The sequence below is a fragment of the Microbacterium sp. M28 genome (genome assembly GCF_025836995.1).
Lineage (GTDB): Bacteria > Actinomycetota > Actinomycetes > Actinomycetales > Microbacteriaceae > Microbacterium.
Map to the genome: position 1 here is coordinate 2482551 of NZ_CP107546.1, position 13325 is coordinate 2495875.

12 protein-coding genes are annotated in these 13325 nt (G+C 67.9%); 6 read left to right on the forward strand and 6 right to left on the reverse strand.

Annotation, left to right across the window (positions count from 1 at the left end; translation table 11 throughout):
* Window positions 1–8 precede the first annotated feature (8 nt).
* From OED01_RS12130 to OED01_RS12140, 3 genes are read left to right on the forward strand one after another with little or no spacing between them, the layout of a single operon-like run.
* Window positions 9–2366 carry a glycoside hydrolase family 95 protein gene (locus tag OED01_RS12130; protein WP_264155538.1) on the forward strand — a complete coding sequence of 786 codons (2358 nt, stop codon included), beginning with the start codon at window positions 9–11 and terminating at the stop codon, window positions 2364–2366.
* Window positions 2360–3361 carry a LacI family DNA-binding transcriptional regulator gene (locus OED01_RS12135; protein ID WP_264155539.1) on the forward strand — a complete coding sequence of 334 codons (1002 nt, stop codon included), beginning with the start codon at window positions 2360–2362 and terminating at the stop codon, window positions 3359–3361. Before OED01_RS12130 ends, OED01_RS12135 begins: the two co-directional genes overlap by 7 nt.
* Window positions 3358–3960, forward strand: coding sequence for a YesL family protein (locus tag OED01_RS12140; RefSeq protein WP_264155540.1), 603 nt, complete (start codon window positions 3358–3360; stop codon window positions 3958–3960). The genes OED01_RS12135 and OED01_RS12140 overlap by 4 nt, the downstream gene beginning before the upstream one ends.
* Window positions 3961–4197: 237 nt before the next feature.
* On the opposite strand, the gene OED01_RS12145 is transcribed toward OED01_RS12140, so the two are convergent.
* The 3 genes from OED01_RS12145 to OED01_RS12155 are packed head-to-tail and all read right to left on the reverse strand — an operon-like array spanning window position 4198 to window position 7969.
* The gene (locus OED01_RS12145) at window positions 4198–5952 is read right to left on the reverse strand and encodes a type 2 periplasmic-binding domain-containing protein (RefSeq protein WP_264155541.1); all 1755 of its coding nucleotides are present in this window, start codon (window positions 5950–5952) and stop codon (window positions 4198–4200) included.
* A 42-nt stretch (window positions 5953–5994) separates the two neighbouring features.
* Window positions 5995–6960 carry a carbohydrate ABC transporter permease gene (locus tag OED01_RS12150; RefSeq protein WP_264155542.1) on the reverse strand — a complete coding sequence of 322 codons (966 nt, stop codon included), beginning with the start codon at window positions 6958–6960 and terminating at the stop codon, window positions 5995–5997.
* Window positions 6961–6970: 10 nt separating this feature from the next.
* On the reverse strand, window positions 6971–7969 hold the full coding sequence (locus OED01_RS12155; RefSeq protein WP_264155543.1) for an ABC transporter permease: 999 nt from the start codon (window positions 7967–7969) through the stop codon (window positions 6971–6973).
* 315 nt (window positions 7970–8284) lie between these two features.
* Here OED01_RS12155 and OED01_RS12160 point away from each other — a divergent pair, with 315 nt between their 5' ends.
* Genes OED01_RS12160 through OED01_RS12170 form a run of 3 tightly spaced genes read left to right on the forward strand, consistent with a single transcriptional unit; the run spans window position 8285 to window position 10793 of the window.
* Complete coding sequence (locus tag OED01_RS12160) at window positions 8285–9250, forward strand: acetylxylan esterase (protein WP_264155544.1); 966 nt, start codon at window positions 8285–8287, stop codon at window positions 9248–9250.
* 41 nt (window positions 9251–9291) lie between these two features.
* Window positions 9292–10236 carry a Ppx/GppA phosphatase family protein gene (locus OED01_RS12165; protein WP_264155545.1) on the forward strand — a complete coding sequence of 315 codons (945 nt, stop codon included), beginning with the start codon at window positions 9292–9294 and terminating at the stop codon, window positions 10234–10236.
* Window positions 10237–10292: 56 nt separating this feature from the next.
* The gene (locus OED01_RS12170; protein ID WP_264155546.1) at window positions 10293–10793 is read left to right on the forward strand and encodes a VanZ family protein; all 501 of its coding nucleotides are present in this window, start codon (window positions 10293–10295) and stop codon (window positions 10791–10793) included.
* Between the two features lie 55 nt (window positions 10794–10848).
* Here OED01_RS12170 and glmM read toward each other — a convergent pair whose 3' ends face one another.
* Genes glmM through rplM form a run of 3 tightly spaced genes read right to left on the reverse strand, consistent with a single transcriptional unit; the run spans window position 10849 to window position 13183 of the window.
* The gene (gene glmM, locus OED01_RS12175) at window positions 10849–12207 is read right to left on the reverse strand and encodes a phosphoglucosamine mutase (protein ID WP_264155547.1); all 1359 of its coding nucleotides are present in this window, start codon (window positions 12205–12207) and stop codon (window positions 10849–10851) included.
* Window positions 12208–12221: 14 nt separating this feature from the next.
* Window positions 12222–12710 carry a 30S ribosomal protein S9 gene (gene rpsI, locus OED01_RS12180; RefSeq protein ID WP_264155548.1) on the reverse strand — a complete coding sequence of 163 codons (489 nt, stop codon included), beginning with the start codon at window positions 12708–12710 and terminating at the stop codon, window positions 12222–12224.
* A gap of 26 nt (window positions 12711–12736) precedes the next feature.
* Complete coding sequence (gene rplM / locus OED01_RS12185; RefSeq protein WP_264155549.1) at window positions 12737–13183, reverse strand: 50S ribosomal protein L13; 447 nt, start codon at window positions 13181–13183, stop codon at window positions 12737–12739.
* Window positions 13184–13325: the final 142 nt, after the last annotated feature.

The following is a 13325-nucleotide window of genomic DNA, read 5'->3' on the forward strand; positions in this document are numbered from 1 at the left end:
CTAGCCACGTGCCGAAGTCCATCGAGGTCGCAGACGCCCTCCATCTCCTCCATCTGCGCCGCCCCGCCGAGCGGTGGACGGCCGCATTCCCGGTCGGCGACAGCATCCGCGGAGCGATGTGCGAGGGGCGCCTCGCGGGCGAACGCCTGCACCTGAACGACATCACGGCGTGGTCCGGACTCCCCGGCGGTGACCCCTTGGCCGGGATCGCGGATCGCGGCCCCGACGTCCTCGCGGCGGCGAGCGCTGCCATCGCACGCGGCGACGGCGACGAAGCCGAGCGGCTCGTGCAGCGCCAGCAGACTCCGTGGGGGCAGGCCTATCTGCCGCTCGGCCACGTCGACATCGAACTCCTGGCCGTCACGGCCGACAGCGCGTCTCTGCGCCGCATCCTCGACCTGCGGACCGCCATCGCCGCGCACGAATACACCTCGGATGCCGGGGCGGTCCGGCACGAGACGTGGGCGGATGCCGCGACCGAAGCGGTCGTGCACCGCGTCGTCGCCGACCAGCCGATCCGGCTGCGGGTGAGCGTCGGAAGTCAGCTGCGTCCGCACCGGGTCGACCATGGCGACGACGCGCTCGGCTTCGAATGGCTCCTCCCGATCGACGTCGCTCCAGCGCATGCCCACGCCGATGAGCCGATCAGCTACGACGACGCACGGGGACGCACCGCCGCGGTGACCGTGCGCTCGTCGGTCACGGCTGACGTGGCGGACGGCGTTCTCACGACCGCTGCGGCGCGGGAGCATCTGCTGTTGATCGGCACCGCGACGGCGCCGGGTCTGCCCGGTGCGCCGGCCGACGTCCGGACCGCCCTCGAGCGCGCCATGGTGACGGTTCCGCTGCCGGACGCCGAGACGCTGAGGGATGCGCACATCCGCACCCACCAGGAGCTGTATGCGCGCTGCGCCCTGGAGCTGCCGTCGCCCCCAGGAGCCGACGATCTGCCGGTGGACGAGCGGGTCGCCCTGGCGCAGGAGCGTCCGGATGAGGGGCTCGCCGCGCTGGCGTTCCACTACGGGCGCTATCTGCTGATCTCCTCCTCCCGCCGCGCATCGATCCCTCTGACGCTGCAGGGCCTGTGGAACGCCGAGCTCCCCGGCCCCTGGTCGAGCGCGTACACGTCGAACATCAACCTCGAGATGGCCTACTGGCCGGCCGATGCGACCGGTCTGCCGGAGTGCCTCGAGCCGCTGCGCGCCTTCGTCGGCCGCGTCGCCGCGACGACCGGACGCGTCGTCGCCCGCGCGCTGCACGGCGCTGACGGCTGGGCGATGCACCACAACTCGGATGCCTGGGGGCACGCCGCGCCGGTCGGCGGCGGCTCGGGTGATGCTGCCTGGGCGTTCTGGCCGATGGGAGGCGTCTGGCTCAGCCTGCAGCTGTGGGATGCGTTCACGTTCGACGGCGATGTGGAGCGCCTCCGCTCGGAGATCTGGCCGGTGCTGGAGGGATCTGCGCTGTTCGCGCTCGACTGGATCCGCACCGACGGCGCGCGCGCCTGGACGAGTCCGTCCACGTCGCCCGAGAACAGGTATCTGGACGACGCCGGCGTTCCGCGCGCGCTCGGAGAGTCCACCACGATGGACGTCACGCTGCTGCGTGAGCTGGCCGGCACGTGCGTTCGGGCGGCTCGCCTGCTCGGCGCCCGGCCCGGCTGGCTCGACGAGCTCGTGCGCGTGACCGCGCTGCTGCCCGACCTGCGCGCCTTGCCGGATGGGCGCCTCGCGGAGTGGGGTGCGGATGTCGAGGATGCCGAGCCGCTGCATCGCCACCTGTCGCACCTCGTCGGGCTGTATCCACTCGCGATGATCACGCCTGAGAGCACACCCGAGCTGGCAAGGGCTGCCGCGGACGCGATCCTGGCCCGCGGCCCCGAGTCCACCGGGTGGGCGCTCGCATGGCGGCTGGCCATGTGGGCGCGGCTCGGCGAAGGCGCCCGCGTGCACGATCAGATCCTCCTGTCGCTGCGGCCGGCGCAGGATGCCGCCGGTCAGCGCGGCGGCGTCTACGAGAATCTCTTCAGCGCCCATCCGCCGTTCCAGATCGACGGCAACCTCGGGCTCACGGCCGGCATCGCCGAAGCGCTCGTCCAGTCCCACGACACGGACGCCGTGCGGACCCGCATCGGGCTGCTCCCGGCGCTTCCCCCCGCGTGGGGCGAGGGTGCCGTGCACGGGTTGCGCGCCCGCGGAGGCGTGCGCGTCGACGTGACGTGGCGGGGTCATCGCGTCACCCGGGTACGATTGCGCTCTGATACCGCGCGTGCGGTCGTGATCTCGGGGCCGGGGGTCGACGAGACCGTCCGAGAGTTGCATCCGGGAGAAGAGACGATCATCGAGCCGAAGGAGCCGAGATGGTGACGATCGCCGAGGTCGCACGCGCAGCCGGTGTGTCGATATCCACCGTGTCCTATGTGATGAGCGGCAAACGGACCATCTCGCAGGAGACGAGGGATCGCGTCGAGCAGGCCATCGCCGACCTGAAGTACAGCCCGCATGCCAGCGCGCGCTCACTCGCCTCCCGCTCGACGAACGTCATCGGCCTGCAGGCACCGCTGCGTTCCGGCGTCGACGTGCACGTGGTGATGGAGATCGTCGCCGGTGTCGTCCGAGAAGCCCGCGCCAACCAGTACGACATCCTGCTGCTCACGAGCGATGATGCGGCTGGTCTCAGCCGCGCCGCGCGGGCTTCCATGGTCGATGCGCTCTTGGTCATGGACATCGAATCCGACGACCCGCGCATCGCCGCGCTCGAGGATCTCCCCACCCCCTCGGTGCTCATCGGACTCCCGGCCGGCGCCGACGGCATCGCGTGCGTGGACTTCGACTTCGAGGCGGCGGGTCGCCTGGCTGCCACGCGTCTCACCGAGCTCGGGCACACGCACGTCGCCCTGATCGGGGCTCCGGCGGAGGTCATCGCCCGGCACACATCGTACGTGGACCGCCTGAACCGCGGCTTCCTCGCCGCGGCGGCGGAGCTCGGGCTGGATGCCACCGTGCACGCCTGCCCGAGCAGTCAGGAGTCCGTGACGACGGTCGAGGAGATCCTGACCGAACACCCCGAGGTCACCGGCATCCTGTTCCACAACGAGGGGGCGCTGCCCTACGTGGCCGGACATCTCGACACCGGGCCCGATGGACGCGACCTGGATGTGATCGCCCTGTGCCCGGCCGACATCGCGCGGACGGTGCCGTCGCTGACGGACAGCATCGACGTGCCGGCCGAGGAGCTCGGCGCCAGCGCGACCCGCGCGATCCTGGGGCTGCTCGAGGGCCGGGACCAGCCGCCGGTCCAGCTGCTCGCTCCCCGGTTGGAATCGACAGCGGATGCCGCGGCATCCATCTCCGCGCCATGAAGATCGACCCGGAGAGCCGGACGCTCCAGGGGATGTCCTCGTTCCTCGGATTCGTCGCCCTGAACCTGATGTACCTGGCCACGTGCCTCCCCGTCGTGACGATCCCGGCGGCGACGAGCGCGCTGTACGAGGTGACGATCCGCTACTCCGACGACGAGAGCGGGCGTCCGGTGAAGGACTACTTCCCCGCGTTCGGGCGCAACTTCGTCCGCGCCACGCTGCTCGGTCTGTGCCTGGCCGTGCCGATGGTGCTGCTGGCGGCGAGCGCCGTGTTCTGGGCGTCGCATCCGAGCCTGCTGGCCGGGGCTGCGACGATCATCGCGACGGTGGCCGCCATCTACCTGTTCGCCGCGTTCCTGTTCGCGATGGCGCTCACGGCCGCGTTCACCACGCCGTTCCGCCAGGCGCTCAGGAACGCGCTGCTGCTGCCCGCCGCCGAACCGGTGCGCACGCTCGGCATACTGCTCGTCCCGATCGCGCTGGTGTGCATCACGATCGTGTTCCCGATGTCCGGCGTGATCCTGGTCACTATCGGCTTCTCGGTCGGCGCGTACACGACGGCGTTCCTGTTCCGCAGCGTCTTCGCCCGCCGCGGCTGACGCCGGGCACCGCGTCGGGGCGTGGCGCGTTGTGCCGCGTGCGCCGCGCTGAGGCGACCACACACGACCCCTCCTCACGCGGTAACCGCCGCCCGCCCCCGAAAGGTGGCGCATATCGCCGCCTCCACCACCCCGAGACGACCACACGCGACCCGTCCCACGCGGCACCCCGCCACACACCCCCGGCACGCGAAAGGGGCCCGACCGAAGCCGGGCCCCTCCGCACATACGCCTCGCTTACTCCGCGAACTCCTTCGCCACCGCTTCACGAGCATCGTTCTGCTCTTTGGCGCGGTCGAGGTCGACCTCGAGAACGTCCTCGTAGCCGAGGCCCTTCGCGGTCTCCTGCAGTTCGGACCACAGCTTGTCGAAGTCCGCCTGGCTCTCGGCGAAAGTCGCCTGCCAGGAGTACTGCACGATGAGCGCCTTGACCTGGTTGCGCAGCGCCTCGGTCTGCGAGTCGTCCGCCGGGGCCGTGTAGCTCGCGCCGGGGGCGACCAGCAGCTCGTCGTTCGCCTTCAGGTACTCCATGGTGCTCGTCGCGTCGTCCATGTGCGAGGACCAGTCGGCCTTCAACTCGTTCTGCGTGAGCTCCTGGTAGTGCGGCCAGAACTGGTAGTTGTACTGCAGGCCGGTGTTCTCGTCGATGTCGTTCGGGAGCACGGCGCTGACGTTCAGGGCCGAGGTGCCGTCGATGTAGCTGCCGCCGCCCCACTCCTCGGGTGCCGTCGCGTCGCCCGTGAGGAAGACCTCCTGGCCGAACTCGGTCAGCTTCGGCTGCCCGTCGTCGCCCATCTCCCAGGTGAGGCCCTCAGGACCCGCAGCACCCTGCGTCTGGCTGTTGTTCGTGTAGGTGCCCTCGGTCGAGTACAGCCAGTCGATGAACGCCGCGATGCGCTCGGGGTCCTCCGCCTGCGAGCCGATCGAGAAGACCTGCTTGCCGCCGTACGCCTCGGCGCCATACGAGAAGATCGTCTGATCCTCGATCGGGACCAGCATGAAGCCGGTGCCGGCCTTCATGTTCTCGTCGGTGTTGTACGCGGACTGTCCGAGCCACGGCCACCACGAGTACAGCACCTGGCCGTTCTGGAACTTCGACCACAGGGTGTCGTAGTTCTGCGTCGTCGACTCGGGGTCGACCAGGCCCATGCGGTACGCCTCGTTGTAGAACTCCAGCACGCGGTGGTACTGGCCGTCGTCGTCGAGGAGGCCCTGGTAGTCGGAGCCGTCGGCCTTGGCGAGCGCGAAGCCGAGCTCGTCGTAGCCGTAGTAGGTGATCGGCTGCTTGACGTTGTTCATCATGTTGCCGTCCCAGTCCTTGAACAGCGAGAGGGCGTAGACCTTCTTGCCGTTGGGAGCGGTGGGCTGCAGATCCTGCATGTCCTTCAGCACCGGGAGAAGGTCTTCGAGCGTGCCGACTTCGGGGTATCCGAGCTGGGAGTACAGGTCCCAGCGCAGGTAGGCGCCGAAGGTGGGCTCCAGGCCTTCGCTGGGCTGGGTCGGCTGGATGCCGGAGACGGCGGTCGGGAAGGCGTAGACGCCCTCCTTCCCCTCGTTCAACTTGTCGACCGCCTTCTCGAACCGGTCCAGCTCGTCCATCGCCGGGTAGTACTTCGAGGCGTCGAACACGAGTCCGCCCTCGATCAGCTCGTCGAGCTTCTCACCCTTGTCCGTGATGATCAGGTCGCCCAGGTCTCCGGCGGACACGCGGGTGTTGTAGAGCGTGTCGCCGCCGCCGGCGACGTTGGGGGCGATGATGTTCAGCTTCATGTTGAACTTCTCTTTGACGAGCTCGCCGAACCACCCCTCCTGGATGCCCATGTAGTTGGCGAGACCGTCGAACACGTCGATCGTGATCTCCTCCTCCCACTCCGTCGGGAAGGAGTCGACCTGCGACTCATCGGTCTCGGCCGGGTCACCGCTGCACGCGGCCAGGGACCCGACCGCAAGGAGTGCGACCACTCCGAGCGCGGCTTTCCTCTTCAGCTTCATTGCTTTCCTTTCTTGGGTGCGCGCATCTCCGGGGCGTTGCCGTCAGCCCTTGACGGCGCCCAGCATGATGCCCTTCACGAAGAAGCGCTGGAACAGGGGGTAGATGAAGATGATCGGCAGGACGACGATCACCGACACGGTCATCCGGATGGACGTCGGGGTCTGGGACGTCGCCGCCGAGACGATGCCCGACAGGTCGCCGCCGGCGTTCTGCGCGGCCTGGGCGAGGCTGGAAGCCTGGTTGATGAACATGTAGAGCAGGTACTGCAGCGTGTACAGGCTCTGGTCCGTGATGTAGATCAGGGTGTCCTGGAAGCTGTTCCACTGAGCCACCGCGGAGAAGATCGCGACGGTGGCGAGGATCGGCGTCATGTTCGGCAGGTACACCTTGAAGAAGATCTGCACGATGTTCGCGCCGTCCAGCTCTGCGGCCTCCTGCAACGATTCGGGCATCGACTCGACGAAGGTCTTCACGAGGATGATGAAGAACGGCTGCACGATGAAGGGCAGCACGTACACCCAGAAGTTGTTGGTCAGGCCGAGGTTCTTCATGATGATGAACACCGGGATCAGGCCGGCCGAGAAGTACATCGTGATGATGATGAAGCGGTACCAGAACTGGCGGGCCCACATCTTCTTCTGCGTGAACATGAAACCGAGGAAAGCGGATGCCAGGACGGTGAAGACCGTTCCGATCACCGTGCGGGCGATGCTGACCGCGGCCGCGAGCGGCAGGCCGTTGAGCTGGAAGACCTCTTTGTAGTTGTCCAGGTGCACGTCGATGGGCCACAGCCGGACGTCGCCGAGCGCGGAGACGTCGTTCGCGCTGATCGAGTTGATGATCAGGTAGTAGAACGGGTACGCGCACAGCACGACGAGCAGGGCGAACACCGTGTAGTTCACGATCGCGAACATCACGTCGCCGCCGTGGCGTTCGGCGTCGGGCTTGCGGCTGCGCGGCCCGGTCGGCCGGACAGGGCGCTTGGGGGGTGCGGTCAGAGTGGTCATGGCGCGCCTCTCAGACGATCGATTCGCCGCGCACGCGCTTGGCGATGGCGTTGACGGTGAACAGGAGGATGACCGAGACGATGCTCTTCAGCATCCCGATCGCGGTCGCCATCGACAGACTGTTGCCCGTCATGCCGATGTTGTAGACGTACAGATCGAGGACCTGGATCCACTCCTTGTTGAACGCGTTCTGGAACACGTAGTACTGCTCCATCCCGTTGTTCAGGAGGTTCGCGATCGACAGCAGCAGCAGCACGAGGTAGGTCGGCATGAGCTGCGGGATCGTGATGTACCACATCTTCTGGAAGCGGCCGGCTCCGTCGATCTCGGCGGACTCATACAGCGACTGGTCGATGCCGGCGATCGCGGCGAGGTAGATGATCGCGCCCCAGCCGAGGCCCTTCCAGATGCTCCAGAGCGTCATGGTGAGCCAGACGTTCTGGTCGGTGTCGAGGAACTTGATCGGGGCGGTGATCAGACCCCAGTCCCCCAGGACGTTGTTCACCAGGCCGGAGCTGGAGAACAGCGAGAACGCGATCATGTAGACCAGCACCCAGGAGATGAAGTTCGGCAGTGTCGTCAGGGTCTGCACGGCGTTGCGGAACCAGGGCGCCCGGATCTCGTTGAGGAAGATCGCGAAGGCCAGCGGCAGCACGCTGGTGGCGATGCCGAGGAAGCTGATGGCCAGCGTGTTCGCCATGACCTGGGAGATCTGCGCGACCTGCGTCGGCGAGCTCACCAGCATCTGGAACCACTGGAGTCCGACGAACTCGGATCCGGACAGGCCGAGCGCCGGCTTGTAGTCGTACAGCGAGTAGATCCAGCCGTACAACGGGAAGTACGAGAACAGGAAGGCCAGGATGATGAACGGCAGGATGACGAGGAACATCCCGTAGGACTTGCGCCCGCCTGCCTGCTGCCGGTCGCGGCGACGGCGTCGCCTGCGCGACGGGTTCTCGACGTCGTCGAGCTGCGTGACCATCGTCTCGGTCAGGGTCGTGGTCGTCATCGTGCCATGCCTTGCGCGTCAGGGGCGTCGTCGCCCGCCGGAATGTCGAATCGCTTCGACTGAATAAACCACGACGCTCCGGCATCCGTCAACGCCGCGGGCGTCACACCCGCGTAACGATTGAGAGCGCTCTCACGTCGCGTCGTCATCGATGTCTCCACTCGCCGTCGAATCTCGTTTCGCGTGCGATCGAATTCGAGTGTCGAATCTCCATCGAAACGCTTCGACACAAACCATAAGCGTTTCCGGAGCGCTTCGCAAGCGGGCCCGGAAAACGCTTCGACACATCCGCCCCGAGTCCGCTACGGTGATGCGGTGGCACTGACAGATCTCTCCCTCGAGGAGCTCGAGACCTACCGCCCCGACGTGGCGGAACCCGCCGATTTCGATGCGTTCTGGCAGCGCACGATCACCGAGGCGCGTGCGTCCGCGACACCCCCGACCCTCGTCGCAGCCGAGACGCCGGTGAACCGTCTGATCGTGGAGGATCTGACCTTCAGCGGCTTCGGCGGCGACCCGATCCGCGCCTGGGTCACCCGCCCCGACTCCGAGGAGCCGTTGCCCGCGGTCGTCGAGTACATCGGATACGGCGGCGGCCGCGGCATCCCGGGCGAGCGCCTGCAATGGGCGGCATCCGGATACGTCCACGTGCTCATGGACACGCGCGGCCAGGGGTCGAACTGGGGCAGCGGCGGCGACACTCCGGATCCGCACGGGTCGGGATCGGCGTCGACCGGCTTCATGACGCGCGGGATCGAGGACCCGGAGACGTACTACTACCGCCGGGTGTTCACCGATGCGGTGCGGGCGATCGACACCGTCCGCGAGCTGCCGTTCGTGCGTGCCGACCGGGTCAGTGTGACCGGTGGCAGCCAGGGCGGCGGCATCTCGATCGCCGCGGCGGCTCTGCATCCGGACGTCTTCGCCGTGATGCCCGATGTCCCGTTCCTGTGCCATTTCCGCAGGTCCGTCGAGCGGACGCCCGAGCCGCCGTACGTCGAGATCGAGCGGTACCTCGCGGTGCATCGCGGCAGGATCCAGCAGGTCTTCGAGACGCTGTCGTACTTCGACGGCGTGAACTTCGCGCGCCGTATCCACCAGCCGGCCCTGTTCTCGGCGGCGCTGATGGACGGCATCGTGCTGCCGTCCAGCGTCTATGCCGCGTACAACCACCTCGCGTCGACGGATACGGAGATCGAGGCGTACCTGTTCAACGGCCACGAGGGCGGTCAGGCCGCGCAGTGGGTCCGGCAGGCTCGCTGGCTCGCAGAGCGCGTGTAATCGCGCTCACGGCTGCGCTTTCGCGCCGGTACGCTTTCTCCGTGCGCTTGGGAGTCATCGACATCGGGTCGAACACCGTCCATCTGCTGGCCGCCGATGTCCGCCCGGGTGGTCGGCCTCTGGCGACCACGAGCGATCGCACGGTCGTGCGCCTGATGCGCTACCTGACCACGGACGGCTCGATCTCGGAGGAGGGCGTGCGCGCCCTCGAGGATGCGGTCAGGCGGGCGCGGACCGTCGCGGCTTCCGAGAACGTCGATGCCCTGCTCGCGACGGCGACCAGCGCGGTCCGCGAGGCGACGAACGGCGACGAGGTCATCGCCCGCATCGAGACGGCACTCGGCCAGCCCCTGCAGGTACTGGACGGCGAGACCGAGGCGGAGCTGACGTTCCTCGCCGTCCGCCGGTGGTTCGGCTGGTCGGCCGGGCAGCTGCTGCTGCTCGACATCGGGGGCGGGTCGCTGGAGATCGCGGCCGGGTCGGACGAGATCCCGGATGCCGCGGCATCCGTCCCGCTCGGCGCAGGCCGAACGACGATCGAGTTCCTGCCGGAGGATCCGCCGGGCGAGGATGCCGTCGAGCGGCTGCGCACGCACGCCGTCGCGGTGCTGTCCGAGGTCACTCCCACATTCGCCGCGCTCCCCCGCCCCGATCACGTCGTCGGCTCGTCGAAGGCCATCCGCTCCCTCGCCCGACTTGTCGGCTATCCCGTGCCCGGATGGTCCGGCATCGATCGGATGCTGCTGCCCCGCGAGGAGCTGGGGTCGTGGATCCCGCGCCTCGCGCGCCTGCCCGCGTCCGCACGGCAGGAGCTGCCGGGCATCACGCCGGATCGCACCTTCCAGATCGTCGGCGCCGCCGTTTCTCTGCACACCGCGATGCGGATGCTGAACGTGAAGGAGCTCGAGGTGTCGCCGTGGGCGCTGCGCGAGGGCGTGCTGCTGCGGTACATCGAATCGATGAGCTGGAACGGCGCCGGCATCTGAACATGATTCCGCGGCGACGGGATGGAACGCCCAGGCATCCGGCCTAGGCTCTCCTCATGCCGGCATCCCGTCCCTCGATCATCACCGTCACCGCACGCGTGCTGATCGTCCCCTATGTGATCGGGCTGGCCCTGATCGTGTTCCTGCCTGCGTCCGTCGCGTCCCGCGCGACGGGTATCGCGTTCCGCATCGCACGGTTCGTCTCGGACCTCACGGGCATCTCGCTCTCGACCAGCGACACGATCTTCGAGTTCCTGGCGAACATCGCCCTGTTCGTGCCGCTCGGAGTCCTGCTGGCGGCCGGCTGGCCGCGCCTGCGGCCCTGGGTGATCATCCTTGTGGGCTATTCGGCGAGCGCGACGATCGAGCTCACGCAGACGCTGCTGCCCAGCCGAGTCCCGACGATCTCGGATGTCGTGGCGAACACGTTGGGGACGATCGTCGGATGCTTGGTGGTGCGGACGGTACTGACGACGTCGCGGGAGCGCGCGCGACGAACGCCCGTTCCGGAGCGCGCAGGCGGCGACCACCGGGAAGCCGTCGGCGCGCCGCGCTGAAACGACGAACGGGATGCGCCTCGTGGGACGCATCCCGTTCTCGTTTCGAAAGGGATCAGATCGACAGACGTTCGCGGACGACGTCCGCCAGGTGCTCTGCGTGACGCTGCGCCGACTCGGCATCCGGCGCCTCGACCATGACGCGCACGAGCGCCTCGGTACCCGACTTCCGCAGCAGCACGCGCCCGGTGTCACCGAGCGCCTGCTCGACGGCTCGGACCGCGTCCTGCACGCCCTCGTCGTCTGCGACGCGATCCTTGTCGACGTCTCGGACGTTGATGAGCACCTGCGGATACACCGTCATGACGCTCGCCAGCTCGGCGAGAGTCTTCTTCTGGCGCGCCATCTCGGCGACCAGGTGCAGACCAGTGAGAAGGCCGTCGCCGGTCGTGGCGAACTCGCTCATGATGACGTGGCCGGACTGCTCGCCGCCGAGGGCGTAGCCGTTCGCGTTCATGTCCTCGAGGACGTACCGGTCGCCGACCGCGGTCTGACGCACCGTGATGCCGTGCTCGCGCATGGCGACGTGCAGACCGAGGTTGCTCATGACCGTCGCGACGAGCGTGTCGTCGGTGAGGTGCCCACGGGCCTTCATGGCGATCGCGAGGATGGCCATGATCTGGTCGCCGTCGATCGCATTGCCGTCGGCGTCCACCGCGAGGCAGCGGTCCGCGTCGCCGTCGTGGGCGATGCCGACATCCGCACCGAGACGGACGACGGCCTCGGCCAGCTGGTCGAGATGCGTCGATCCGACACCGTCGTTGATGTTCATGCCGTCGGGGTCGGCGCCGATCACGGTGACCTCGGCCCCGGCATCCCGGAAGGTCTCCGGCGACACGCCGGCCGCCGCCCCGTTCGCGCAGTCGAGGACGACGTGGAGGCCCTCGAGGCGGTTCGGCAGCGAGCCGAGCAGGTGCACGACGTAGCGGTCCTCGGCGTCGGAGAACCGCTGGATGCGGCCGACCGAAGCGCCGGTGGGCAGCAGCTTCTCGCCCGTCATCGCCGCTTCGATGCGCTGCTCGACGACGTCGGGCAGCTTCACGCCGCCGCGGGCGAAGATCTTGATGCCGTTGTCGGGCGCGGGGTTGTGCGACGCCGACACCATGACACCGAAATCGGCGTCGCGGTCGGCGACGAGGAACGCCAGAGCCGGAGTCGGGATCACCCCGGCGTCGAGGACATCGACGCCGGAGGAGGCGAGGCCGGCGGAGACCGCGGCGGCCAGGAACTCTCCGGAGACACGAGGATCACGGGCGACGACGGCGGTGAGCCGCTTGCCTTCCGCCTTGCGTGCCTCCGCAGTACGACCCTGGCCCAGGACGACTGCAGTCGCCTGGGCCAGGGAGAGCGCCAGGTCGGCGGTGAGGATGCCGTTGGCAAGACCTCGCACGCCGTCCGTGCCGAACAGTGCCATAAGGGCTGTCTGGCTTAACGCTTCGAGTACTGAGGCGCCTTGCGGGCCTTCTTGAGACCGGCCTTCTTGCGCTCGATGACGCGAGCGTCGCGCGAGAGGAAGCCGGCCTTCTTCAGGGTCGGACGGTTGTTCTCGACGTCGATGCCGTTCAGGGCACGGGCGATGCCGAGGCGCAGGGCGCCGGCCTGGCCCGAGTCGCCGCCACCCGAGATGCGGGCGATGACGTCGTATGCACCCTGCAGGTTCAGCACGGTGAACGGGTCGTTGATCAGCTGCTGGTGCAGCTTGTTCGGGAAGTAGTCCTCGAGCGTACGGCCGTTGACCGTGATCGTGCCCGAGCCGGGGACGAGGCGCACGCGGGCGATGGCCTGCTTGCGACGGCCGACGGCAGCACCGGGGACGCTCAGCACGGGGCGAGGAGTCGCCTCCGCCGCTGCTTCGGTCTCAGGCGTAGCGGTCGAGAAGTTCTGCGGGAATTCGGTGGAGTCCTGGATGTCAGCCACGAGTATGTCCTTAGTCGTTGCGGCGCTTACTGGGCGACCTGGTCGAGGGTGTACGTCTGGGGCTGCTGGGCGGCGTGCGGGTGCTCGGCACCCACGTAGACCTTGAGCTTGCCCAGCTGCTGGCGGCCGAGGCTGTTCTTCGGGAGCATCCCTCGGATGGCCTTCTCGACGGCGCGGACGGGGTTCTTCTCCAGCAGCTCTTCGTAGGAGACCTTCTTCAGGCCGCCCGGGTAGCCGGAGTGGCGGTAGGCCATCTTCTTCTGAAGCTTCTGACCGGTGAGCGCGACCTTGTCGGCGTTCACGATGATGACGAAGTCACCCGAGTCGAGGTGGTTGGCGAAGGTGGGCTTGTGCTTGCCGCGCAGGAGCGCTGCAGCGTGCGAGGCGAGGCGACCGAGAACGACGTCGGTGGCGTCGATGACGACCCAGTCACGCTGGATCTGCCCGGCCTTCGGGGTGTAAGTGCGCGTCACGATAGTGCTGCTTTCTTGTTCGAACGGAGGAGTTCGTGAATCCCACTCCGGGGTGGTTCTCACCGAAACTCGGGGGAACACGCCAGTGGAGGGCTCACGTTCGCGGTGCCGCAGTATGGCACCAAAGGGCTAGCTTACGGCA

Coding starts and splice junctions, on each gene's coding strand:
- OED01_RS12135 (WP_264155539.1), top strand. CDS start 2,360: ATGGTGACGATCGCCGAGGTCGCACGCGCAGCCGGTGTGTCGATATCC.
- OED01_RS12140 (WP_264155540.1), top strand. CDS start 3,358: ATGAAGATCGACCCGGAGAGCCGGACGCTCCAGGGGATGTCCTCGTTC.
- OED01_RS12145 (WP_264155541.1), bottom strand. CDS start 5,952: ATGAAGCTGAAGAGGAAAGCCGCGCTCGGAGTGGTCGCACTCCTTGCG.
- OED01_RS12150 (WP_264155542.1), bottom strand. CDS start 6,960: ATGACCACTCTGACCGCACCCCCCAAGCGCCCTGTCCGGCCGACCGGG.
- OED01_RS12155 (WP_264155543.1), bottom strand. CDS start 7,969: ATGACGACCACGACCCTGACCGAGACGATGGTCACGCAGCTCGACGAC.
- OED01_RS12170 (WP_264155546.1), top strand. CDS start 10,293: ATGCCGGCATCCCGTCCCTCGATCATCACCGTCACCGCACGCGTGCTG.
- glmM (WP_264155547.1), bottom strand. CDS start 12,207: ATGGCACTGTTCGGCACGGACGGCGTGCGAGGTCTTGCCAACGGCATC.